We start from the raw sequence: 22,045 nt of genomic DNA, 5'->3' as shown, positions 1-22,045 counted from the left end.
TTATTCGCCGATGTTCAGGCGGTTGTGCACCGCCGCGATCGCCGCCGCCATGTCTTCGCCGTTGACCTCACTGAGCTGCTCGACGCCAAGGCTGTCGAAGTCCAGCGAGCGGGCCAGCCGCATATCGCGGTTCTGCTCACCGGCTTCGACCAGCTGCCGCGCGTAGCGCCCGTTGCCTGCGATGTCGAGGGCGGGCTTGCCGTTGAGCCTGCGCTGGCTGAGCAGGGTCGCCGCCTCGTGCACGCGTTTGGCCGCCGTGTCGTCGAGCTGTGAGTCATTGGCTTTCGCAATGACTTTCGCGATCTCGACGATGTCGTCGGGCGCATACGAGTCGAACTCGATGCGGGTCGCGAAGCGCGAGCGCAGGCCGTCGTTGGCCTCAAGCAACCGGTCGATGTCGTTGCTGTAGCCCGCGATGATCACCACGAGCCGGTCGCGGTCGTTCTCCATTCGCGCAAGCAGCGTGTCCAGCGCCTCGGTGCCGAACGGATCGGCACGGCCGTCACGCTCCTGCACCAGGGTGTATGCCTCGTCGATGAACAACACGCCGCCGAGCGCGCGGTCGATCGTCTTGGCCGTCTTCACCGCGGACTGGCCTTCGTACTCGGCGACGAAGTCTTTACGCGAGGTCTCGATGAGCTTGGGTTCGCCGATGACGCCGAGGCCGGCCAGGATGTTGGCCACAACGCGCGCGATCGTGGTCTTACCCGTGCCGGGAGGCCCGGCGAAGATCATGTGCTTGGACGCCTGGGCCACCTTCATGCCGCGCGCCGCGCGGATCCTGGCCATCTGTGTGGCCGCGCGGTATGCCTCGATCTGTTCCTTGACCCGGCTCAGCCCGATCTGCCGGTCAAGTTCAGCCTGGGCTTCCGACAGCAGCTTGTCGCGCGCTGAGGTGTCGGCGACGACGCTGTTCGGATCCCACGGATCCTTGCGGGCCGCGATCTTCTCGGCCGTGGTGGTCTCCAGCCGGTAAGCCGGATCACGAAGGGCCGCAGTGACTTTCGGCTCCGGGAAATTCGCCTGCAGCCACTCCAACAGGACCTGCGCCGATTCCTCGTTGCCCTGGCTGCGCCGTGCCATCGCCAGGAACCACGCGATCGCGGGCGCACACGCCTGACCGGCCGGAGTGTCGTTGGCCTCGGTGAGACGCCGGTCGGCCTCGGTGAACAACCCGAGATTGGCCGCTGCGACGCCGTGGGCGACGCCTGCTGCCGCGGCGAGGAACTTGTCCGGCCAGCGGTCGGCACCGCGCACCTCGTCGATGACGTCCGTCCAGCGTTGCGCCGCACCGTAGATCACGGCCTTGACCCACGACACCAGATGGTCGGCTCCGCCAGATGGGGCGTCTTCCAATGCCTCCATCGCATCGGCGTAATTGCCTTCGGCGGCTTCGTGCACCGCGAAGCCCATGGTGATGGCCAACGGCGAGTTGATGGGATAGGTGATGTCCTTGCCGTAGATGCCGCCGATCGGGATACGGGCGTTGAGCCCGTTCATCGAGATCTCCGCGGCACCGGCCAACTGGCCGAAATTCGACCGGGAGTACCAGGCCCGGAAGAGCGTCACCCGGTCGGTGTCGCCGCACCGGATGCGGCCGACCCACGCGTCACACGCCGACTCGTCGTAATTTGTTATCTCGGTGAAGATCTCGAGCGAACGGGCCGGCGAGCTGGGAAGCATGCCGACCGCGCTGCCGAACATCCCGGCGAGGTGGTCAACCATGGTCACCTCCATATCGGGTCGAGAAGACCTGGGCCCGGGCCGTATCGGCCTGTTCGGGTGTCGGCAGGTTCAGGTCACGGGTCAGGAAATCGCGCGTCGCGACGTCGTCATGGCCGTGCTCGCGCATGCCTTCGAGCATGAACGAGTACTGAGCGGACCTGGCCTGCTGGCCGGCCAGGTCCGCGATGACGAGGATCTCGTCCGCGAGATCGGATTCGGTCATATTGGTGACTTTCGGCGATAGATCGATCTGATGAACTCGGCCGTCCAGGTACGCACTGACCGTCACGGTCCCCGGCGGATTGGTGACGGTGAAAAGCGGCACCGGAAGATCGGTGTCGTCATCCCGAGCCTCGACCGGTGCTTCGTCGCCGTCCCAGTAATCGCCGTCGCCGGCCCGACCACCGGCGTCGTACGTGTCCAACGCGGCAAGGCCCAGATCGTCCGAATCGTCGTCAGGGTAGGAGAAATCCAGAGCCGCGAGGCTGTCGTAATCACCGTCGTCATCCGGATCGTGTGGCGGAAAGTCACCCACCGTGGCGGCCTCTCTCAGTGCAGATTGGAGCTGTCCGAGTCGGTCTTGTCGAACCATGCCTTCGATGGCAGGAACTCCACCAGACCGTCCAGAGCACGCTGCAGGTTGTCTTTCGTGCCGGACAGGAAGCTGCCGTACAGCTCACCGTTGACGCGACGCGGTATCGAGACGATGCGGCCCTGCTTGGAATCCAGCACGCCGGCCGCGACATCGACCTGGGAAGTGGTGCCGCCCGGATGCCGCTCGGTGGCCACGATCTCCACCCAGCTGTCGGGCTCGGAGATGATTCCGGCATAGGCCCGTGCCGAGGTCGGCGGTATCCCGTACCCGGTCAGTTCCTCGGCGGTGCGGCAATTCGCGAGCGTTTCGGCGACGCCGGTCAGCGGTTCCACGTTGGCGGGCGTTCCCTCGCCGAGCACCGTCATCACCATGCCTGCCGTGCCGATCTGCGGGGCGACCCGCTGCAGGACAAGCATGTCGTTGTCACGTGCGGCAACGACATGCCGAGCCCCCTTACGACACACCACGAACCGGATCATCTTCCCACCGACATCACGGCGCCACCACCGGCCCTCAAGCGTGCGGTCGGGCCGGCTCAGGGTGTCGAGCATCGCGGCGACCTCGGGGTGCGGCGTGCCGAAGACGTCGAGCACACCCTGCGCGGTGAGATCGCGCTCCACCTGCTCCCACACGATCTTGCGAAGATCGGGCTGCGGGATGTTCAGCCGGATCCCCATCGACGGCGGAAAGTCGGTGAGTTCGAGTTTGTCGGCGATCACCAGCATCCCGTCGATGGTGACTTCGACGCCGACGACGTCATCGATGTGCGTTGCGCCCGCATCGGCGCCGTAGGGGGAAGTCATGGCCTACCTCGCTCCGACGGTTCCGTCGAGGGCTTCGCCCATGCTGGTGTCGGTGTTGTCATACCGGCCGGCTGCGCTCGTCAACTTGTCGCCGAGATCCTGCGAGACGTCGGCCATCCCGGTACCGGCGATGCGTCGCGCGTTCTGGGCCGCCTCGACGGCCGCAGCCGTCGACCACGAAATCGGTCCGTGCGTCCAGCGCACCGCGGAGTCGACGCCGTCGACCGCGGCAATTGCCGACGTCAGAACCGCAGCGGCCTCCCCTTGTTTGGCCGATAGCTCGCGCAAATGTGCGGTGGTAACCCGCAAATCACCCGACATGAATCCCCTCGATCCCTGATATTTCCTGAATGATTACGTGTTGATCGCGGACGCAGATCCAGGAATACCGCGCTCTAATGTAGCTGCCGCCGGCATACGTAGCTGGCTCTGCTCGAAATCCGCACCGATATGCACAGGCGCGGGCCCGGCGCCGGTCGATTCGGCCGAGGCTTCTGCGAGGTCAGGCGGCAACGTCTTGGCGGCGCCTTCCTCGCTTTCTCCAGCGGTGTTGCCGCCCTGGCCGGCTTCATCGGGCTTTTCGGCTTCGGCCTCAGCGTCGGTCCGAACAGGCTCGCGGCGCTGATCCTCGCCGTCGGACGTCTCCTCTTTGCCCTCGCGGTCACCCTCGGACTTCTTGTCGCGTTTGTCGTCCGTTTCGGCGAGGGCGGCAGGATCCTGCGCTTGTCCAGCCGCCTGGCTCGCGACCTGAGCTGCCTGGGTCGCCGCCTGAGTGGCGACCTGTGCGGCCTGACCCGCCGCCTGCATGACGCCACCGAGCAACCCGCCGAGGGGACCCATCACCGAGCCGAGCACTGCGCCGAACAGCCCTGCGACGTCACCGCCCGTGGCGCCCGGTGCCGGGACCGCTCCCGCACCGGCCGGCATGCCCGCCGGCATCGACGGCGTCGCCCGCATGGACGCCTGCTGCGGCGCGGGGCCGCCCCCGCCACCCGCGGACGTGCCACCACCGCCGCCGGTGGGCGACCCGGCGCGTGGCACGCCCGACCACTCGGCAGCCTCCACTTCGGTGTCAGCCTCTGGTCTCGTCTCGTCCTCGGTGGGTTCGAACTCTCCATCGCCACCGGTCGGCTTGGCCGCATCGGCAATCGCCTCGTACTGGCTCACCGCGCTGCGGACCTCCGCGGCGTTCGCGCTCGCGTTGTCCTGCATCGACATGAGCTGGTTCGTCGACTCCCCCACGGCCTTGCTCACCATCGCGACCTCGGCCGCGATCTGCGCCGCTTTACCGACATACGGGATGCAGCCGGTGGCCATCGTGATCAGGCTCATGTCGCCCAGCCAGTCGGACTGGCTGTCGAGATTGTCACGCGTGATGGCGATCTGCTGGGCCTCCCGCGACAGCACCGCGGCCACCAACTGGTCGGCGCCGATCATCGTCTGGGTTCGGCTCACCTGTTCGTTGTTCCTTCCGGTGTAGGTGTCCGAACCGCTGCTGTCCCAGTCGGCGCTGGGAAAGGCCGCGGTGAGCTTTTGGCCGGCATCGCCCAGCCGTTCGGCCCCCTGGCCGAACCGGCCGCCGTTTTCCGGGTCACCCAAACCGGTGGTCAACTTCATGCCGTCGATGACGTGCTGGCCCGCCGCCAGGATCGGTGACTTCGCGGCCTTGACCAGCCGCTTTCCCAGGCGGGATTCGAAGAAATCGGTGAACTTCCTGCTGAAGTCGGCGAGCTTTCGGCCGGCCGTCGCCACCCGTTCGAGCTTGTCGCCCTTTGCGTTGCGTTCGATGAAGTCGCCGACCTTCTTGAATCGGTCTGCCCACTTTTCCCGGTCATCGACGACATCTTTGCCGAAATCCGCCACATCGCTCAGCAATCCCATGCCTGCCATCCCCTCCGCCGGATCAGAGATTACCAGCGCACCGGCTACCTCCCCCGCACCAATTTCGGCCCGCAGACGACCCCTGGATGGGTGGCCGGGCGAGGGTCGTACGGCTCGATACACACAGTTCAACGCGCCTATCCACCCCACCTCGGATGGCTCGCGCCCCGCCGGGCGTGCCGCGACCCCCGGTGGCCCGCCTGCCGCACGCCCCGGTTCCCCGCTGACCCGGATCAGCCTTGATCCCGAGGCCGTGAAATGTCCGCGGCAGCGTCAAAATCTGTTTGCTGGCAGCTAATCCAGCATGGCTAACGCAGCCAAAAGGAGTTGTAGTCGATACTTGAGAGCGGTCGAGCTTCTCGTCGTCTACTTCCGGAGGAGATTTTTTCGTGACCGACCCCGACGACACCCTGCGTAGAGAGCTTGGCTGGACGGGGCCGGAGGAAACCGATTTCGAACCGGATACGAGCCCGACAAAACGGCCGCGTAAAGCCCCCGAGCCGCCGTCCATACCGGGGCGCCCCCCGGTCGATCCGCAAGCGCCGAAGTCGCCGAACAACGCCGAACCGGACGATCCGCGGGGAGTGCCCACCGATCCCGATGCCGAACGCGCCCGCACGTCGTTCCGTGACTCGGCGCAGCCGGCCCAACCACCGCAAACCCCGCCGCCCCCGCCACCGCAGCCGCCTTCACCCCAACCACCGCAGCAGCCTCCTCAACCGCCGCATGACACTCGCCAGGCCGCGCCCCGGCCCGACCCGTGGGACCAGCATCCGCCCGGGTGGAAGGTGCCGCCCCAGCGGCCACCCGGCCCGCCCGGAGCTCCGCCACAGCAGCCATACGGCCCGCCACCGGGCCAACCTTGGCCGGCCGAAGGCGGTTTCGCACCGGACGCAAATGCGCCGGGCCAGCCGCCTCCCCTCCCGCCGGGGTCCTACGCCGACCGGATCAGGGTCAACGACTTGGTGCCGCAGCGCCGGCAACCGCCCGGCAGTGGCTGGCGTCTGCTGGTGTACCGGGCCAGTTTCGGCTTGATCAACCCGGGACCGTCCCCCGAGGACATCCGCCAGGCCGAACTCGAGGCCAAGATCAAAGGCGTCCTACGCGGCCACTACAAGGTCGGCGTGATGGGCAAGGGCGGCGTCGGCAAGACCACGGTCTCCGCGAGCATCGGGTCGATGTTCGCGCACCTGCGCCAGGACGACCGCGTGGTCGCGATCGACGCCGACACCTCGTTCGGAAAACTCGGCAGCCGAGTCGATCCCCGCGCGCACAGCTCCTATTGGGAGCTGGCTTCCGACAAGCACCTGGAAACCTTCGCCGACGTGCGCAGCCGGGTCGGCAACAACTCGGCGGGCCTGTTCGTCCTGGCCGGTGAAGGCAGCCCGGCTCGCCGGCGCGTCCTGGACGCGGCGATCTACCGCGAGGCCACGACCCGGCTGGACCGGCATTTCTCGATATCGGTGGTCGACTGCAGTTCGACGATGGATTCGCCGGTCACACAAGAGGTTCTGCGTGATCTCGACGCGCTGGTCGTGGTGTCGTCGCCGTGGGTCGACGGCGCGGCGACGGCGGGCCAGACGCTGGACTGGCTGGCCGCCCGGGGAATGACAAGCCTGCTGCAGCGCACCGTCGTAGTGCTCAACGACTCCGACGGCCACGCCGACAAACGCACCCGCTCGATCCTGGCCAACCAGTTCTCCGGCCAGGGTCAGGCGGTGGTCGAGGTGCCGTTCGACGGACACCTGCGGCCCGGCGGTGTCGTCGACATCCATGAGATGTCACCGGCGGTGCGCAAGAAGTTCCTCGAGATCGCCGCGGCCCTTGCGGAGCATTTCCCGACGCACGACGACCGGTCGCGCGAGCGGTCCTGAACCTGCTCAGCGCAAGGTGGTGATGACGGCTTCGATCGCGTGCACCGCTGCCGCATCCACCGGATACTCGGCTTCGGCACGGGCGATGGCGTCCTCGGAAACCCCTGCGGCTTGGGCGGTTTCGCCGACAGTGAGGTTGGCGTGGCGCCGCGCGGCGTATAACCGCTGCCCCAGGGTGGCACCGGGGGCCGCGGCCGCGCGCGTCGTCAACTCGTCGATCTGGCGGCGCACCGCGCTCAGCGCCTTGATCAACGCGGGCGTCACCATGCTGATCCTTGCCGCACGCGAGGCGACTGCCTCGAGCTGACGCAGATCGGCGAGCATCGCCGTCACCCGCGGCGTGAAGTCGGGATCGTCCTCGGCAGGCAACGTGGGCACGGTCGACTCCAGCGTGTTGACGGCGGTGAGCACCGCCTGCGCGATCAGCGGCACCTCGTCGGTTCCGGGCACTGAGATCGCGGGCTCGGTTGCCGCCGCGGGCGGCGGCGATGGCGGGGCGACCGGTGCCGTCGGGGCAGGCACCGACCCGCCCTGCCGAAGGCGTGCGATGGTTCCGGGCGGCCAGCGCAACACTTCTTCGAGCTTCAGCCGAGTGCGCTCGCGCGGCCAGCTGCGGCCTTTCTCGAAGGCGATCAGCGCGCCGGCGTTGATGATTCCATCCGCGGCCAGACTGCGCTGGCTGATGTCGAGTTCACGACGCCGCGCGGCCGCCGCAGCACCCGCGCGAACCAATCCGATGTCGAATTCACCGGTAGCGAGATCGAACTCCGCATCGGTCATCTCGGGACGGTTCCTCGCTGGTGTTTCTGCAGAGCCGGGCGGCTGAAAGTGGGATCGGGACGAATCAATCCTAACCCCCTACCGCAGCACCGCTACGCCTCGGATTACGTGCGGTTTCAGCAAATTACATAGGTGCTACACCTTTGTCACACCACAAACCGCACCGATGCTACGGATTGGATCCAGTGGCCCAAACCGCCCGCTGACGTGCAGTTTTGGATGCAACCCGTCTTTACCCTGGTGGCCTACGGTCGTTACCGATGCAAACTTCCGTAGCGGCCGCCTGATTCAGTTTCAATCAAACTGTTGCATCGCTACGGTTGTTGCTATAGCGTTCTGCTCAACGCGGTGACCACCGCAACAGAGTCCCTAACAGGAGCAGCAGCATGAACGCACTCATGGCCAACGGAATCCCGCTCGGCGTGTGCACCAGCGACCCCGAACGGTGGACCTCCACTCCCGACGACGAGGCCAAGGTCATCTGCCGCGAGTGCCCGCGGCGCTGGCTGTGCGCCCGCGAAGCCTGCGAACTGCCCCGGGCCGAAGGCCTGTGGGCCGGCATCATGGTCCCCGAGGGCGGCCGCGGCCGGACGTTCGCGCTCAAGCAACTCCGCTCACTGGCGGAGCGCCACGGTTATCCGGTGCGCAAGACCCGGCTGATCTTCCCGGACGCGGCCTGACACCGACCTGACTCATTGCCCTCTCGCCGCCGCATTCGAGGGGACGGCGGCGGGAGGGCGACATTTCGATCGGGGGGAATAGGGGCCCGGGGTGTGCCGTTACATCATTCGACGGTGCCGGGCATGCCCCGGGCCCCATCCAAAACCGTCGCTGCGAGCGACCACTCGCCGTGAGGCGCACTGACGGCACCGTCCCCCAAACTTCTTGCGGCTACTGCTCGAGCGTCGCGACCACCGCGTCGAGCAGCGCGTCTACCTCGTCCTCGTCATAACCCCGCTGAAACATCGGCGGCTTCGGGAACGCAATGTTCCGAACATCGTCGGCGCCGAGGTGTCCCAGCCCGTCAAGACGGCGTGCGACGAGTTGCAGGAAGTCGTCGACCGACTTCTTGTCATACCCCCGCTTACCGAGTGGCGGCTTCGAAAATTCAGCGCTGCGAACATCGTCGGCGGTCATCACCCGGCTCATGGCGCTCATGCTAACCGCGCCGAGCCGAGCAGCCGGTCGCATTACCGTGGGCTCCATGAGCAATACCGACACCGCGCCGGCCGAGGTCACATGTGCCACATCGGCGTTCACCGGCGTCCTGCACGCGCGCCAGGTACCGCTTGGCGGTCCGCGGGCGCTGCTCGTCCGGCGCACCCTTCCGCAGCGGGAGCGATCGCTCATCGGCGCGTGGTGTTTCGCCGACCACTACGGTCCCCACGACGTACGGGCCAGTGGCCGCGGCATGGATGTGCCACCTCATCCGCACACCGGACTGCAGACCGTGAGTTGGCTTTTCGCGGGCGAGATCGAACACCGCGACAGCGCGGGCGTCCACACCATGGTGCGGCCCGGTGAGCTCAACCTGATGACAGCGGGCGCCGGGATCTGTCACTCCGAGGTCTCCACCGCCAACACGGCGGTTCTGCACGGCGTGCAACTGTGGGTCGCGCTGCCCGATTCGGACCGCGACACCGCCCGCGACTTCGCGCACTACGCACCGCCGCCGCGGGCGGTCGACGGCGCCACCCTGCGGGTGTTCCTCGGCGAGCTGGCCGATTCCCGGTCGCCGGTGCACACTTTCACGCCCCTGCTGGGCGCGCAGATCGACCTCGAAGCGGGCGCGGTGTTGAATCTCGATGTCGACCCGGCGTTCGAACACGGCGTGCTGCTGGACCAAGGCGTGGTTCACGTCGGCGGAACCCCGCTCGACGTGGCCGACCTGGCCTACCAGGCGCCCGGTCACCCGGTGTTGCACATCGCCAATCCCGCGGACAGCCCGGCGCGCGTGGTCCTGCTCGGCGGCCCGCCGTTTCCCGAGGAACTCGTGATGTGGTGGAACTTCGTCGGCCGCAACCACGACGACATCGCGGCCTATCGCGAACTCTGGCAGGACAACGACGCACGCTTCGGCGACGTCGCCGGCTACCGCGGCAACATCGCGCGGTTGCCCGCCCCGCCGCTGCCGAACGGCAGACTCAAGCCGCGCCCGGCGGGCTAAGTGTTGAGGTACTGCGCCGTGCTGCCGCCAACGGGCATCTCTGGCAAGCCCAATTTGCGGTGATCCCAGCTGCGCAGCCGGCCGGGCACGACACGGACCGCGATGCGGTTGTTCATCATCTGGTCGACGAACGGACGCATCTCATCGGTGTAAGGCCCGGTGTAGCGCTCCCACACGCTGATGCCAACGCGCAGAATGGTTTCCGGGTCGTCGACGATCTCGGCCCGCCCGTCGATGGACACCCCGCGCAGGGTGTTGTAGGTCAAGCCGTCCTCGATCATCACGGTGACCGTCGGGTCCCGGCGCAGGTTCACGGCCTTCTGCGACTTGGCCTTGGTCTCGAACCAGACCTCGCCGTCGAGCACCGCGTACCACATCGCCACCAGATGTGGCCGGCCATTCGGCAGCACGGTGGCCATGGTTGCGGTCCTGCTGCGTTCGACGAATTCGGCGATCTCGTCGTCGGTCATGACGATCTTTGCCCGCTCGTTCCTGCCCACGCATCGCCCTCTCTGCTCGGTGTGCTCACCATAGGCGGCGGCTCGGCGGCGTCACACGGGGGTGCGGCGGGGTACCTATAATCCGGTCAACGAACACTGCAGAGGAGAGCGCGGCTTTGACCGATCCCTCGAGGTATCCACCCCAGTGGAATCCGCCGCCCCACGGCCCCTACAGCGGTCAGCCACCGGCCAACCCCTATTACGGCGGCTATCCACCGGGCTACACCTGGCCGGGTTACGGCGAGGCCCCACCAATCCACGGGCGGCCACCCAAACGCAGCAAGACACCGTGGATCGTCGCCGCGGTCGCGGCAGTTCTCGTCATCGCGATCGTCGCCGGAGGGCTGTTGTGGAGGTTCAACTCGGCTGGCGAGGACACCGATGCAGCCACCACGACCACGTCGGCGACCACGTCGACCACCGCGGCCCCGGAATGTGAAGGACGGGTCGCAAGCCCCACCCCGCAGACACCCCCCGACTGGATCGCCGTCGAGAGCCCCCGCAGACTCGGCTACGACGTGCCGCCGGACTGGACCGTCAACAGCTGCACGGCCATGATCGGCTGGGAAGTTCCCTGCCCGGACGGCCCGTTCGGCTTCTGCCCCGTCCGGACGATGACAGGCTCGGCGGTGTTACCCAACAAGCAGTGCCCGGACCTGCACCGCGCCGCTACCGGCGTTCCCGGGGCGAACAGCACTGACGACATCGACGAGGCCCTGCAGCGGGAGACCCAACTGGTCGAAGACATCTATACGTCGAAAAGCGGTGTGGTGCCCAGGGTTTCACTGGGCGAGCGACGCGAGCTGACCGTAAGCGGAGAACCGGCCGTCCAGATCATCGCGACCGTCACCGGCATCGAAGCCGACGAATGCACCGGCCCGTCGGCGCTGCATTCGATGGTGGCCACCAAGGTGGACGGCCAGCCGGGTTCGGTGATGTTCATCGTTTCGCTCGAACAGGGCTATCCCGGCGCGCCTGACCCGAAGCTGATCGACGAGATCGTCGCGACCCTGCGCCGAGACGACTAGAGCACCCCGAAGCTCGACGTGACCCACCGGACCGGATCGACACACCGGAACGGTGCGATACCCCTGGCATGCAACCGGTTTCCGTTCGGTGGATGACCGAGCGCCGACACGACGAAGTTGCGGCTCGGCAGCCGGATGCCCGTGGCCGGGTTCTCCACCGCTGCGACGATCGAACCGCCGTGCAGCCGGATCAGCAGGCTGCGCACCTCCTCATGCAGCAGCTGACCGTCGACGTCGTCGTACTGGCGGCCGTCGGAGGTGTCGCGCAGGTATGCCGCGCCACCGTTGGACATGATGAGGCCCCACTCGGAGCCCTCGACCTCACGCAACGCGCGCAGCACGTCGAACTTCGACAGGATCACGGCCAGTTTGGGCTGCCCCGGGCGTACCGCCGTCAACAGGTTGGTGAGCACCGTGCGCGGATCACCGCCGCTGACCACCTGCGCCGGCAACAGATCGTGCAGTTGATCGCGGATCGTCTTGACCCGCAACGGGTCGAACATGAAGAACACCGCATCGGCGTGGGCGAAGAACTGGAACGGCGGCGCATGCAGATCGCCGGATTCCATGTCTTCACCGGCGACGTCGCGCAGCACGAGGTAGCGGCGAACGCCGTGCCATGTCCCGATCGAAAACATCAAGGGCTCACGGTGATCAGAGGTCTGGGTGTGCACGGTCGGCGTCGGCGGGATCAGCCCCCGCTGCACATAGAGTGGTGCCTCGTAGTTCGTGGCGTAGGCGTGCGCCGTGCCGCGTGTGACGGGCTGCATCGAGAAACCGAACCGCTCACACAACAGCTCGAGCTGCTTGACGAGCACCGCGATGTAGAGGCTCTTGCCGGTCGCGCGCGCACCGGCGAGTGCGATGCAGATGGCATGCCCGTCTCGCCACCCGTCGGGCAGCGTGAAATGGCAGACGGGGCAGATCTCGACCGCGGGGCCCTGCAGGGCACGGCTGGCCTCCGACGTCGGGGGCGGCGGTCCGTTGTAGCCGGGGCTGCGCGACCAGGTGTAGAGCGGGCCGCAGTCCGCGGGTGCCCCCGTATACGCCGAGGCGACCTCGTCGCGGTAACGCATGCCACCTGCTTGCGCAGGCAGTGTCCACAGATGCTGGTTGGGACTCAGCGTCGCGAAGCACCGCGGGCATTTACTCATGCCGGCCACTCCCCCGTAGTCGCGCCGAAAGCGACGTGTGCGCGTCGCCGCGCTGTGCAAACAACCTGCTCACCATCTTGCGGTACCCCCGGACCGCGGCCTCCGACGAGTCGCCCGACAACTGCGCCAGCAGCGTGGTCACGGCGTCGGCATCGTTGTCGTCACCGGGCAGGGTCGCGGCCACCCGCTCGGCGAGCTGGTTGACGAGTTCGTCGACCGAGTCGAGCGGCACTTCGACAGCTTCGGCGGCCGCTGACCGCAGCAGACTGATCGCGAGCAGCGAATGCGGTGCGATCAGGCGGTCGTCGACCAGTGGCAGCACGCGGTCCACCGCGTCGGGGCCATGGGCTGCGACGAGCCCGTTGCACGCCTGCGGATATGGTTGCCCCGCAAGCACTCCCAGCAGGGCAAAACCCAATAGGCGCACGGCGAAATCGGCATGCACACCGCTCGGTTCGACGCGGGCGAGCACCTCATCCCACAACTGCGCATACGCGTGCTGATGCGTTTCGACGTACCGCTGCTGCAGCCACTCCCGCGGACCGATATGGCGGACCGCGGCACAAGCCACCGCGAAGCTGTCGCCGTTCGCGTCGATCACCTTGCCGGCCAGTTCGTCGAGCGCCGCGGAATCGGGCGCGCCGACCAGCGTCCGAAGGGTGGCCGCTCCGGGCAGCGGCTCGGTCCCGGCGGCCAGCAGCAGGTCGGCCGGGTCCCACACCTGCGCGGCTGCCGTCTGCTCGAACTGGCCCGATCCGCTCACCCGCAGCCACCACAGGTGGGCACCCGGGTCGCCCGCCTCGGCGGGGCCCCGGCGGCGCGTGCGCAGCCCGCGCAACGCGGCCCTGGTCCACACCGAATCCCACGGGGCAGCCTGGGCGAGACTCTCGCGCTGAGGCAGCCGGGCACTTTCGGCCAGCCAGTCCAGCAGCTCGCCGCTGATTCCGCTGCCTTCCACGTCGCCCTCGCGCAGCAGCGCAGCGCTCAGCGCGAGCTTGCTGTCGGTGCTGATGCGCTGACGCAACTGGGCATCGCCGAGGCGCGGCACGACGTCGTCGACCAGCGCCGTCTGAATCCGCTCGTCCTCCACCCCGGCGCGCAGCAGCAGATCGACCACGCGCAGCAACCGTTCGGGCCCCCGGCCGCCGGTCAGCGCCGTGCCGATCGCCGCGCGCAGCGGCCGAGGCACTGGTTTCCCGTGAAACAATCTCGGCCCCAATGGAATTGGGCCGATTTGCGACAACCAGGTGTCATCGTCGATGGCCCGGCACAGGTACGTGGTGTCGGCGAACACCGCGCCGGGCCCCTCCGGCAGCTCTTGCACCGCGCGCCAGGCATCGGCCGTCGTGGTGCCGACCGCCGCCGACAACACGCCCGCGATGGTGCGGGCTGCGACGGATCCGACCGCGATCCCGGGCGGCGAATGCGCGGCGATCACCTCGTGCGCCTCCACTTCGGCGTCGGCGAACTCGGGCCTGCCCGTGACCGCCATCGCCATCGGCCACGCCGGGTGCAGGCCGTCGTCGCGGACCTGTTCTGCGACGCTGTCGATGTCGTCGAGCACCCGTCGCGCCGAACTGGGATCGAGGAGCACCACCTGGGCCATCGCCGACCAGGGCGTGACGGCCACGCTGTGCCCGCCGGCGGTGCGGTGCGGTTCGCCGCCGAGCTCGCCCAGCGACATGGTTTCGGCCTCGCTGATCGCGACCAGCCCGGACGGGATGGCCCCGAGGTCGGCAATCGGCACAGCAGTCAGTACCTGACCGCCGTGCGGACCGAGTTGATCGGCGCGGTCGAACGTGGAGAAACTCAGCTGTGCTGCGGTGCCCGGCGACATCAGGAAGCTGATGAGCCCGATCCACTGGGCGGCCGAATCGGCCGACTCGACACCGAGCACCACGGGCGCGCCACCGTCGAGTGCGGCGGCCACCGCGTCGAGAAGTCCGAACAGTGTCGCCAGCCGCCAGGTGGCGGTGTCCAGTGCGAATTCGACGACGCTGTCTTTGGTCACCACTCCGCCGGGCGTGGGGTCGACGTCGGCCAGCGCTGCGCGGGCGACCGCGGCCGCACCGTACGGGTGCAGCCACTGCGGGGAACGCCACCATTCGATGGCTCGCCTGCGCGGATCGGGCGTGCGATCCAGCAAGGCGTGCGCGAACACGTTGCCCGGCCGGCCGATGCTGTCCGACCCCGCAGGCATGGTGTGCCAGTAGGCGTCGCCGGACTGCTCGGTGCGGCAGTAGGCAAGCCGGCGCGGCACCTGCTCGAGCTGCTCGGGCGTCGGGTAGGCCGGGGTGGGCTCGACCGGACGGAACACCGTGCGCACCCCGGCGAGCAACAGTTGAGTTTCGTCGGGCGTCAGCTCGCCACTGGTCTCCTTGACCTGCCAGCCCCCGACCGAACCTGCTGCGTCGAACGACGTGTAGGCCAATTGGCCGTACCGGGGCGTCACAGGGCCGCCGCGGTGAGTTGCAGCGTGTCCACCGGTGGATCCAGCAATGCGATGACCCGCAGTTGCGCGGGCGAGCCGATGTTGACGAACAACCGGATCCAACCCTGCAAGCCACTGACGTTCGCGGCCCACAACTCTCCGTTGCCGGACGTGGTGAGCGCCGACCAGCGCAGTTCCTTGGTCGGGTGATCGGCCAGCTGCCCCTGCGCGTCCAGCGGCGCCACGTCGACGGGCTGCCCGTCGTGCACGCTCAGCGGCAGCCGCTGCGGATTGTTGACCAGAACGAAGCCCGGTGAACCGGGCACATTGTGTTCGGCCCGTATCGCCACCGTGGCCGTGGTGGGAAAGCCGTTGGGATCCCTGCCGATTCGCACCGCGTACTGCAACCGGAGCAGGCCGCGGTACTCGATGCTGGAGAACGCCCCCGTGACTCGCCTGCCGCCCGCGAACGCCACCGGCGCCAGGTGCAACGAGCAGCCGCCGACCGGCAGTTGACCGGTCAGGTGCATGCCGCCGTACTTCTCGTACTCCTCCAGCGAAATCTCGAACGATCGCCCCGTCAGACCCGTGCGCGGATCGTGGCCCTTGGGCGCGAGGTACACCACCACGCCTGCCGCGCCGTCCGGCCAGTCGAACGTGAGCACCTGCTTGTTGCAGTACTCGGCCAACTCGATGTCGCGGATCGTGCCGGTGCGCACCGAGGACACGGTGCGGCCGAGCATCGCGCGCTCGCCGAGGATGGTGACCGGCGTGAAGTAGGCGCGGCTCCACTCCGACGGCCAGGACACACCGGCCATGGTCGAGCGACGGCGACCGTCAGGACCGGGCTGTTCGGCGACCGGCTGCGTGAGGCGCAGCTCCGGTGTGAGCCCTACCTGTTCGAGCGCACCCTCGGGCAATTCGATGGCCTCGGCGCCCGCACTCGGGCCGCTCTGCGTGCGGTAGATCGCGACCTGGCCTCCGGCGGGCGGGGTCCACGACAGATCGCACGAGACCCCGTCGGCCCCGGATTCGACCGCCATGTCGGTGACCGGTGCGAGTGCCGCCGCGAGTTCGACGTCGGCCTCGGCAGCGTCCGACAACCGCACGACGCCGTCGACGTTGGCGGCGCAGCGGGCCCGGTACCGGTAGCGCTGACCGCGTACGGGTTCGGTGTCCACGAAGCCGGCCAGGTTTTCGCTGCCTGCCAGGATCCGGTATTGGGCCTCGTCGCGGTCGACCTCGTCGATCGGGATCCGGAAGACATGCACCGCGCTCACCCCGGGTGGCGCCGTCCACTGCCCGACGACCCAGCCGGCGTCCTCCCGGATCTCGAATCCGGTGACGGGCCTGACCAGCACCGCGGTGGCATACAGCACGGGTTGGGCGGCTCGCGCCTGAGCGTGCGAGGCACCGGCGTTCACCCACACCTGGTAGTGCCGAACCGGCGTCAGCTGCGGCCGGTCGTCACTTGCGGCGGGCTGCTCGGTGACCGCCACCTGGTGGGCCAGGTCGGGCGAGTAGGGCGCTTGGTCGTCGGTGCTAACGACCCGGTACAGCGCGACGCCGGGCGACTCGTAGGCGGGCCAGGTCAGCTCCACGGCGCCGCTTGCCCCATCCGGGCGGCGTACGCTGATGTCGTGCAGGGCCACCTGTTGGCTGCTGAACAGAAACGGTGCGAATTCGCCTGTCGGGACGGCATTTTCGACGGTCGGCGGTTCCGGCTCCTCGACCCGTGGCGCCGCCGCGGGCGGGTCATCGGGGCTGCGGTGTTTGCCCGGACTCGAGGGCTCATCGGCAGGCGGGCTGGCGAGCTCGGCCAGTAGCCGGGCCATCTCGTCGGCGTGCTCGGCCACCGATCCGGGCAGCATCGCCCGGATCTGCTCGACCTCGGTGCGGCCCGATCTCAACACCAGGCGCAGATGCGCCTCCTTGAAGCTGCGCGGTGCGACCGCCCCGGAGTCGACGAGCCGTTGGCGCCAGGCCAGCAGCGGCGCCAACCTGGGGTCGGCGTCGTCGTGATCGTCAGTGGGGTGCAGATCGGGCATCAAAACACCAAGTCCTCGCCGGGCAGGGTCACCGGATCAACAGGCTCGAACAGCGGGCGGCGCCGCGTGCAGTGCTGCGCCAACGCTCCTCCAGTGATCCCGACGTCCAACCGGCAGCCTCGAGATTAGTACCGGGCCGCCTGCCGAGCGCCGCCAGCGCATAAGTTCTGTGAAGCGAACCGAAGGGAGTGCGATGTCTGACCCGATGTCCTCGGCCAGCGATGACGTCTGGGAGGTCATGTCGACGTCCCGGACGATCCGGCGATTCACCGACGAACCCGTCGACGATGCCGTCCTCGGTCGGTGCCTGCAGGCCGCGGCATGGGCGCCCTCGGGGGCCAACGCGCAGGCCTGGCGATTCGTCGTGCTGCGCTCGCCCGAGCAGCGGGCCGTGGTGGCCAAGGCGGCGGCGCAGGCTCTAGCCGTGATCGAACCGGTCTACGGCATGAGCCGGCCCGCCGACGACGACACCAGCAGGCGCGCCCGGACGAACCGGGCCACCTACGAATTGCACGATCGCGCAGGAGAATTCACCTCGGTGCTGTTCACGCAGCAGAAGTTCCCGACCGCTTCGGAGCTGCTGCTCGGCGGTTCGATCTTCCCGGCCATGCAGAACTTCCTGCTGGCCGCGCGGGCGCAGGGCCTCGGTGCGTGCCTGACGAGCTGGGCGTCCTACGGCGGCGAGCAGCTCATACGCGACGCCGTCGGCGTGCCGCCGGACTGGATGCTGGCCGGCCATGTCGTGGTGGGTTGGCCCCGCGGCAGGCACGGACCTGTGCGTCGACGCCCCCTCTCGGAGTTGGTGGCCACCGATTATTGGGACGGCGCCGCGCGCTAGGCCAGGTAGGCGACGACGGCGTCAGGGTTCGACAGTGCGACCAGATGCCCGCCGGGGATGACGTCCGCGACGACCCCGGTCCGCGCCAGGGCCACGCGGCGCTGGAACTCGGCCGGGAAGAACCGGTCGTCGGCACCGACGAGAACCTTCACCGCGATGTCATCCCAACCGCCGAAGACACACGGGTCGGCGAAAACCGCGTCGGTCTGCTCCCGCTCCTCTGATGCACCCTCGGCCGCGACCTCCGGCGGCACGTCGTGCAGAAAATAGGTGAACTCGTCGAACTCCTCGGGATAGCCATCCACCGCCGCCACGCGGGCCTCCTCGGCACCGACGTCGCTCCACCACTCCCCCGCCGTCTCGCCGGGCACCGGGATCATCGCGTTGACGAATATCACTGCGGCGGGCCGGGTTACCCCGCAGACCGCACCGGCGGTGAAGCCACCGAGTGATTGGGCCACGACGACGTCGCTCCCTTCGAGCTCAGCCAGCACGATCTCGCGATAGTCCGGCAGCCGGCCGTCGCCCGGCAGATTCACCGGCACGGCCGTATGTCCCCGCGCGCGAAGCCCCTCGGCCACCCGATGCCAGTACCACGCGGCTCCCCCGGCGCCCGGGATCAGGACGTATCGCGTCATAACGCCACGGTACTGAGATCACTACGCTGGCAACATGCCCACGGTTATGCCTGCGGCGTTCATCGGACACGGCAGCCCGATGAACGCCATCGAGTCCAATCGCTACACCGAGGCGTGGCGGCTCTTCGGGCAATCCGTCCCTCGACCCCGGGCCATCCTCGTGGTCAGCGCGCACTGGTACATCAACGCCACCGCCGTGACGGCGATGCCGCGACCCCGCACGATCCACAATTTCTACGGGTTCCCCCGCGAACTGTTCGAGGTCGAATATCCGGCGCCGGGCCTGCCGGAGTTGGCCGAGGAGATCAGCGACACCGTCCATCCGACGTGGGTGGGCGCCGACGTCGACAGCTGGGGCATCGACCACGGCACGTGGTCGGTGTTGGTGCACGCGTTCCCCGATGCCTCCATACCCGTTGTCCAACTGGCGATCAACGCCAATGAGCCCGCGGAGTACCACCTCGAGCTTGGGGCGAAACTCGCCCCGCTGCGCGAGCGCGGCGTGCTCGTGTTGGCCAGCGGCAACATCGTGCACAACCTGCGCGGCATGAACGCCGAGCTGGCCGACGACGGCTACGACTGGGCGCGGCGCTTCGACGACGCCGCGCGGGCGGTGCTCGTCGACTCCCCCGCCGACGTCGCGACCCTCGACTCCCAACCGGACTACGCCCTCGCGGTCCCGACCCCCGACCACTTCATCCCGTTTCTCTACTTCGCCGGACTGGCCTCTGCCGGAAGGGATTCGGTGAACACCCTGGTTCAGGGATACACCTACGGGTCACTGTCGATGACGGCATACACGCTCGGTCGGTGAGATATGGAAGGCTGCTGACATGGCCACTGAGAAACCTGCGACCGAGGTCGAACGGAAATTCCTGGTCGATCCCCGTGGCCTTCCGGCCGACGTCGACCAGCAGGCCGAGCGCAGGCTCGTCCTCAAACAGGGTTATCTCGCGGTGGCCGCGGACGGCTCCGAGACGCGGGTGCGCAGCACCGACGATGCATCGTTCGAACTGACCGTGAAGTCCGCAGGCGATCTGGTGCGGGGAGAATCGACGGTCCCGATCACCCGCGAGATGTTCGAGGCGCTGTGGCCGAAGTCTGAGGGCGCGCGAATCGAGAAGACGCGGTTGAGGATTCCGCACGGGCCGCACACGATCGAGCTTGATGTCTATGCCGGCACGCTCGACGGTTTGGTGGTCGCCGAAGTCGAGTTCACCGACGAGGACGACGCCGCGGCGTTCGCGGTCCCGGAGTGGTTCGCGCTCGACGTCACGAGCGACAAGGCATACAAGAACAAGAACCTCGCCACCGAGGGCCGCCCTTGATCACTCGCGGGACGCGTTCGTACTCGCGATGATCCGGTCGATGACCGTGAGAAGCCCGTCGTCGGCGTCTGTTCCGGCCGGATGGCCGCCCAGCGCGGTGGACAGCGCGTTGTAATACAGCCCGTCGCCGATCAGCTTGACGGCCCGCGCCGCGTCGAGATCGCCGAGCGCTTCATGCAGCACGTTCAACCACTCGCCCGACGCCGATTCGATGACCGCCCGCGCGCGCGTGTCCCCGGCCTGTTGTAGGCGGGCGACCGCCAGCAGGGCACGATCCAGCGGCGTACCCGCGTAATGCGATGTGCGGATGTAGTGGCGCGCCGGCCCCTCGGCCGCCGTCCGCATCTGCTGCACGTCCTCGGCGGCGAGATGCAGCAGCCGTTCGTAGAGAGCCTCGGCCAGGCGGTCTTTGGACGGAAAGTGGTACAGCAGCCCGCCCTTCGAGACGCCCGCGCGGGCCGCGACGGCATCCAGCGTTGCGAAGCGTTCGCCCTCGACGGCCAGCAGGTCCTCGTAAGCATCGAGGATGCGGTCGCGTGACGAAGCCATCGTGAGAGCTTACGACAGCACTGTTTACTGTACCGTCTGGACGGTATAGTGAGGCTCTCGGCGTCCAACCGGCCCGACGGAACTGTGGGGAGGGTTTGAGTGCGGGCCTATCTCGATCTCGTTCGAGTGCCCGGCGTGGTGAACGTGACCGCGTCGCAGTTGTTCGCACGGCTGCCGTTGGGCATGCTCTCGCTGGCGATTCTGTTGCACGTGCAGGCGCTTTCGGATTCGTATGCGCAGGCAGGCGCCGTGGTGGCGGCGGTCAGCGTCGGCGAGGCGGTGGCCATGCCGATCACCGCACGGCTCGCGGGCCGATTGGGTGTGGTGCCGACGTTGTCGGTTGCCGCGTTGGCCAGCGGGGCAAGCATGCTCGCGCTCGCGTTCGCCGGCTCCTCACCCGTTCTGCTGATGACGCTCGGCGTGCTCATCGGGGCGTCGGTGCCGCCGCTGATGCCGGTGGTCCGCGCGCTGTACCCGAAAATGGTTGCGCGCGAGGGTGTTCGAGTGCTCTTCGCGCTCGACACGACGGCTCAGGAACTCATCTGGGTCATCGGTCCGGTTGCCGCCACATTTCTGGCGTCTGCCGTCTCGACGGCCGCCCCGCTGATCTTGTCGGCGGCCATCACGGTCCTCGGAACGGCCTGGTTCCTGCTGAGTGCCCGTCGGCTGCACCCGGGTGTCGCCGCAGGCAGATCGAGTTTCGGGCGTGTGCTCGCAAACCGAACCGTCATCCTGGCCATGGTGACGAGCCTGCTGCTGGTCGCCTCGTTCATGGCGCTGGAGGTCGGCATCGTGGCCGAACTCGGGCGCGACGGAGTCACGGCCGGTGCGGCGATCGCCGTCGCCAGCGTCGGCTCTCTGGTCGGCGGACTCCTGCTCGGCCACCGCCGGCTCGGCATTGCCTGGGTCGTGGCCGCATTGGCGGCCGTGGCGATCGGCACGGCAGTGTTCGGCGTCGTCGACAGCCTGGCGCTGCAGTTCGTGGCGCTGTTCTGCTCGGGACTCGGATTCGCCCCGGCCATGTCGGCCCTCTACCTGTTCGTGTCACGGGAAGTCGCCGAGCATTCGGCGACCGAAGCGTTCGGCTGGCTCAACAGCGGCGCCCTGGTCGGCGGCGCCGTCGGCACCGCGTCTGCCGGCGTGGCGACCGAGGCTCACGGCTCGATCGGGGCTGTCACCGTGGCGGCCCTCCTGGCGACGCTCGCTGCGTGCTGCCCGCTCGTCGCTCGAGCGGCAGGCCCGATCGGCGGCCTCACCGACCCGCCGGCCGCACCGGCCGATATCGTCAGCCCCGCTGCACCGCCAACGCGGTGACCTCGACCTTCATGTCCGGCCTGGCGAGCGCTGCCACTCCCACCGCACACCGGACCGGATACGGGTGCGAGAACATCTCCCGGTACACGTCGTTGAAGGCTGCGCGCTCACCGATGTCGGTCAGATAGATCGTCAGATGGGCGACGTCGGCCAGCGACGACCCGACGGATTCCAGCGCGACGCGTAGATTCTCCAGCGTCTGACGCGACTGCGACACGATGTCGCCGGTATCGATGGAACCGTCGGGCAGACTGGGTATTTGAGTGGTGGTCACCACACCGGTCGGCAGGATCGTCAGCTCCGACGAGAGGTCGGTGCCGTCGTCACCGTCACTCAGAATGTGCTGCAAACCAGTTGATGGCGCGGTCATGTCTGCTCCTTGCGAGATACGA

22 protein-coding genes are annotated in these 22,045 nt (G+C 68.0%); 8 read left to right on the top strand and 14 right to left on the bottom strand.

Going from position 1 to position 22,045, the window contains the following annotated elements:
- Genes eccA through ACRCUN_RS08780 form a run of 5 tightly spaced genes read right to left on the bottom strand, consistent with a single transcriptional unit; the run spans window position 1 to window position 5,004 of the window.
- Window positions 1–1,725 carry a type VII secretion AAA-ATPase EccA gene (eccA, locus tag ACRCUN_RS08800; protein ID WP_462141240.1) on the bottom strand — a complete coding sequence of 575 codons (1,725 nt, stop codon included), beginning with the start codon at window positions 1,723–1,725 and terminating at the stop codon, window positions 1–3.
- Window positions 1,718–2,260, bottom strand: coding sequence for a YbaB/EbfC family DNA-binding protein (locus tag ACRCUN_RS08795; protein ID WP_462141239.1), 543 nt, complete (start codon window positions 2,258–2,260; stop codon window positions 1,718–1,720). Before ACRCUN_RS08795 ends, eccA begins: the two co-directional genes overlap by 8 nt.
- Before the next feature lie 14 nt (window positions 2,261–2,274).
- Window positions 2,275–3,123, bottom strand: a complete 849-nt coding sequence (locus ACRCUN_RS08790; protein ID WP_462141238.1) for an ESX secretion-associated protein EspG — start codon at window positions 3,121–3,123, stop codon at window positions 2,275–2,277.
- A 3-nt stretch (window positions 3,124–3,126) separates the two neighbouring features.
- Window positions 3,127–3,444: an ESX-1 secretion-associated protein gene (locus ACRCUN_RS08785; protein WP_462141237.1), complete on the bottom strand. Its 318-nt coding sequence runs from the start codon at window positions 3,442–3,444 to the stop codon at window positions 3,127–3,129.
- Window positions 3,445–3,477: 33 nt separating this feature from the next.
- Entirely contained in the window at window positions 3,478–5,004 is a 1,527-nt protein-coding gene (locus tag ACRCUN_RS08780) for an EspA/EspE family type VII secretion system effector (protein WP_462141236.1), read from the bottom strand.
- Between the two features lie 389 nt (window positions 5,005–5,393).
- Between ACRCUN_RS08780 and ACRCUN_RS08775 the strand changes: the two genes are divergently transcribed.
- A complete protein-coding gene (locus ACRCUN_RS08775) occupies window positions 5,394–6,878 on the top strand; it encodes a MinD/ParA family ATP-binding protein (protein ID WP_462141235.1) in 1,485 nt (494 codons plus the stop codon).
- Window positions 6,879–6,884: 6 nt separating this feature from the next.
- On the opposite strand, the gene ACRCUN_RS08770 is transcribed toward ACRCUN_RS08775, so the two are convergent.
- Window positions 6,885–7,658 carry a transcriptional regulator gene (locus ACRCUN_RS08770; RefSeq protein ID WP_462141234.1) on the bottom strand — a complete coding sequence of 258 codons (774 nt, stop codon included), beginning with the start codon at window positions 7,656–7,658 and terminating at the stop codon, window positions 6,885–6,887.
- A 386-nt stretch (window positions 7,659–8,044) separates the two neighbouring features.
- On the opposite strand from ACRCUN_RS08770, the gene ACRCUN_RS08765 reads away from it, so the two are divergent.
- Window positions 8,045–8,338, top strand: coding sequence for a WhiB family transcriptional regulator (locus tag ACRCUN_RS08765; protein ID WP_067849798.1), 294 nt, complete (start codon window positions 8,045–8,047; stop codon window positions 8,336–8,338).
- Between the two features lie 211 nt (window positions 8,339–8,549).
- Here ACRCUN_RS08765 and ACRCUN_RS08760 read toward each other — a convergent pair whose 3' ends face one another.
- Entirely contained in the window at window positions 8,550–8,807 is a 258-nt protein-coding gene (locus ACRCUN_RS08760) for a DivIVA domain-containing protein (RefSeq protein ID WP_462141233.1), read from the bottom strand.
- Window positions 8,808–8,862: 55 nt separating this feature from the next.
- Here ACRCUN_RS08760 and ACRCUN_RS08755 point away from each other — a divergent pair, with 55 nt between their 5' ends.
- Window positions 8,863–9,825 carry a pirin family protein gene (locus ACRCUN_RS08755; protein ID WP_462141232.1) on the top strand — a complete coding sequence of 321 codons (963 nt, stop codon included), beginning with the start codon at window positions 8,863–8,865 and terminating at the stop codon, window positions 9,823–9,825.
- On the opposite strand, the gene ACRCUN_RS08750 is transcribed toward ACRCUN_RS08755, so the two are convergent.
- Window positions 9,822–10,325, bottom strand: a complete 504-nt coding sequence (locus tag ACRCUN_RS08750; RefSeq protein WP_462141231.1) for a pyridoxamine 5'-phosphate oxidase family protein — start codon at window positions 10,323–10,325, stop codon at window positions 9,822–9,824. The genes ACRCUN_RS08755 and ACRCUN_RS08750 overlap by 4 nt on opposite strands.
- 116 nt (window positions 10,326–10,441) lie before the next feature.
- On the opposite strand from ACRCUN_RS08750, the gene ACRCUN_RS08745 reads away from it, so the two are divergent.
- Window positions 10,442–11,353, top strand: coding sequence for a DUF8017 domain-containing protein (locus tag ACRCUN_RS08745; RefSeq protein ID WP_462141230.1), 912 nt, complete (start codon window positions 10,442–10,444; stop codon window positions 11,351–11,353).
- On the opposite strand, the gene ACRCUN_RS08740 is transcribed toward ACRCUN_RS08745, so the two are convergent.
- From ACRCUN_RS08740 to ACRCUN_RS08730, 3 genes are read right to left on the bottom strand one after another with little or no spacing between them, the layout of a single operon-like run.
- Window positions 11,350–12,507, bottom strand: a complete 1,158-nt coding sequence (locus tag ACRCUN_RS08740) for a hypothetical protein (protein WP_462141229.1) — start codon at window positions 12,505–12,507, stop codon at window positions 11,350–11,352. The two genes, ACRCUN_RS08745 and ACRCUN_RS08740, sit on opposite strands and share 4 nt — an antisense overlap.
- Window positions 12,500–14,959: a GAP1-N2 domain-containing protein gene (locus ACRCUN_RS08735; RefSeq protein WP_462141228.1), complete on the bottom strand. Its 2,460-nt coding sequence runs from the start codon at window positions 14,957–14,959 to the stop codon at window positions 12,500–12,502. The genes ACRCUN_RS08740 and ACRCUN_RS08735 overlap by 8 nt, the downstream gene beginning before the upstream one ends.
- The gene (locus ACRCUN_RS08730; protein WP_462141227.1) at window positions 14,956–16,986 is read right to left on the bottom strand and encodes a SaeA-related protein; all 2,031 of its coding nucleotides are present in this window, start codon (window positions 16,984–16,986) and stop codon (window positions 14,956–14,958) included. The genes ACRCUN_RS08735 and ACRCUN_RS08730 overlap by 4 nt, the downstream gene beginning before the upstream one ends.
- 205 nt (window positions 16,987–17,191) lie before the next feature.
- Here ACRCUN_RS08730 and ACRCUN_RS08725 point away from each other — a divergent pair, with 205 nt between their 5' ends.
- Complete coding sequence (locus tag ACRCUN_RS08725) at window positions 17,192–17,824, top strand: nitroreductase family protein (RefSeq protein ID WP_462141353.1); 633 nt, start codon at window positions 17,192–17,194, stop codon at window positions 17,822–17,824.
- On the opposite strand, the gene ACRCUN_RS08720 is transcribed toward ACRCUN_RS08725, so the two are convergent.
- Window positions 17,821–18,462 (bottom strand): alpha/beta fold hydrolase, encoded by a 642-nt coding sequence (locus tag ACRCUN_RS08720; protein WP_462141226.1) that lies wholly within the window; start codon window positions 18,460–18,462, stop codon window positions 17,821–17,823. The genes ACRCUN_RS08725 and ACRCUN_RS08720 overlap by 4 nt on opposite strands.
- A gap of 46 nt (window positions 18,463–18,508) precedes the next feature.
- Here ACRCUN_RS08720 and ygiD point away from each other — a divergent pair, with 46 nt between their 5' ends.
- Both ygiD and ACRCUN_RS08710 read left to right on the top strand, forming a co-directional pair.
- Entirely contained in the window at window positions 18,509–19,276 is a 768-nt protein-coding gene (gene ygiD / locus ACRCUN_RS08715) for a 4,5-DOPA-extradiol-dioxygenase (RefSeq protein WP_462141352.1), read from the top strand.
- A gap of 19 nt (window positions 19,277–19,295) precedes the next feature.
- Window positions 19,296–19,790: a CYTH domain-containing protein gene (locus ACRCUN_RS08710; RefSeq protein WP_462141225.1), complete on the top strand. Its 495-nt coding sequence runs from the start codon at window positions 19,296–19,298 to the stop codon at window positions 19,788–19,790.
- Here the strand turns inward: ACRCUN_RS08710 and ACRCUN_RS08705 are convergent, their stop codons facing one another.
- Window positions 19,791–20,339: a TetR/AcrR family transcriptional regulator gene (locus ACRCUN_RS08705; protein WP_462141224.1), complete on the bottom strand. Its 549-nt coding sequence runs from the start codon at window positions 20,337–20,339 to the stop codon at window positions 19,791–19,793.
- A 99-nt stretch (window positions 20,340–20,438) separates the two neighbouring features.
- On the opposite strand from ACRCUN_RS08705, the gene ACRCUN_RS08700 reads away from it, so the two are divergent.
- Window positions 20,439–21,653 (top strand): MFS transporter, encoded by a 1,215-nt coding sequence (locus tag ACRCUN_RS08700; RefSeq protein ID WP_462141223.1) that lies wholly within the window; start codon window positions 20,439–20,441, stop codon window positions 21,651–21,653.
- On the opposite strand, the gene ACRCUN_RS08695 is transcribed toward ACRCUN_RS08700, so the two are convergent.
- A complete protein-coding gene (locus tag ACRCUN_RS08695) occupies window positions 21,625–22,023 on the bottom strand; it encodes a RidA family protein (protein ID WP_462141222.1) in 399 nt (132 codons plus the stop codon). The two genes, ACRCUN_RS08700 and ACRCUN_RS08695, sit on opposite strands and share 29 nt — an antisense overlap.
- Window positions 22,024–22,045 lie beyond the last annotated feature (22 nt).

It is taken from the genome of Mycobacterium venezuelense (assembly GCF_054919535.1).
This window is presented reverse-complemented; position numbering and strand designations above follow the sequence as displayed.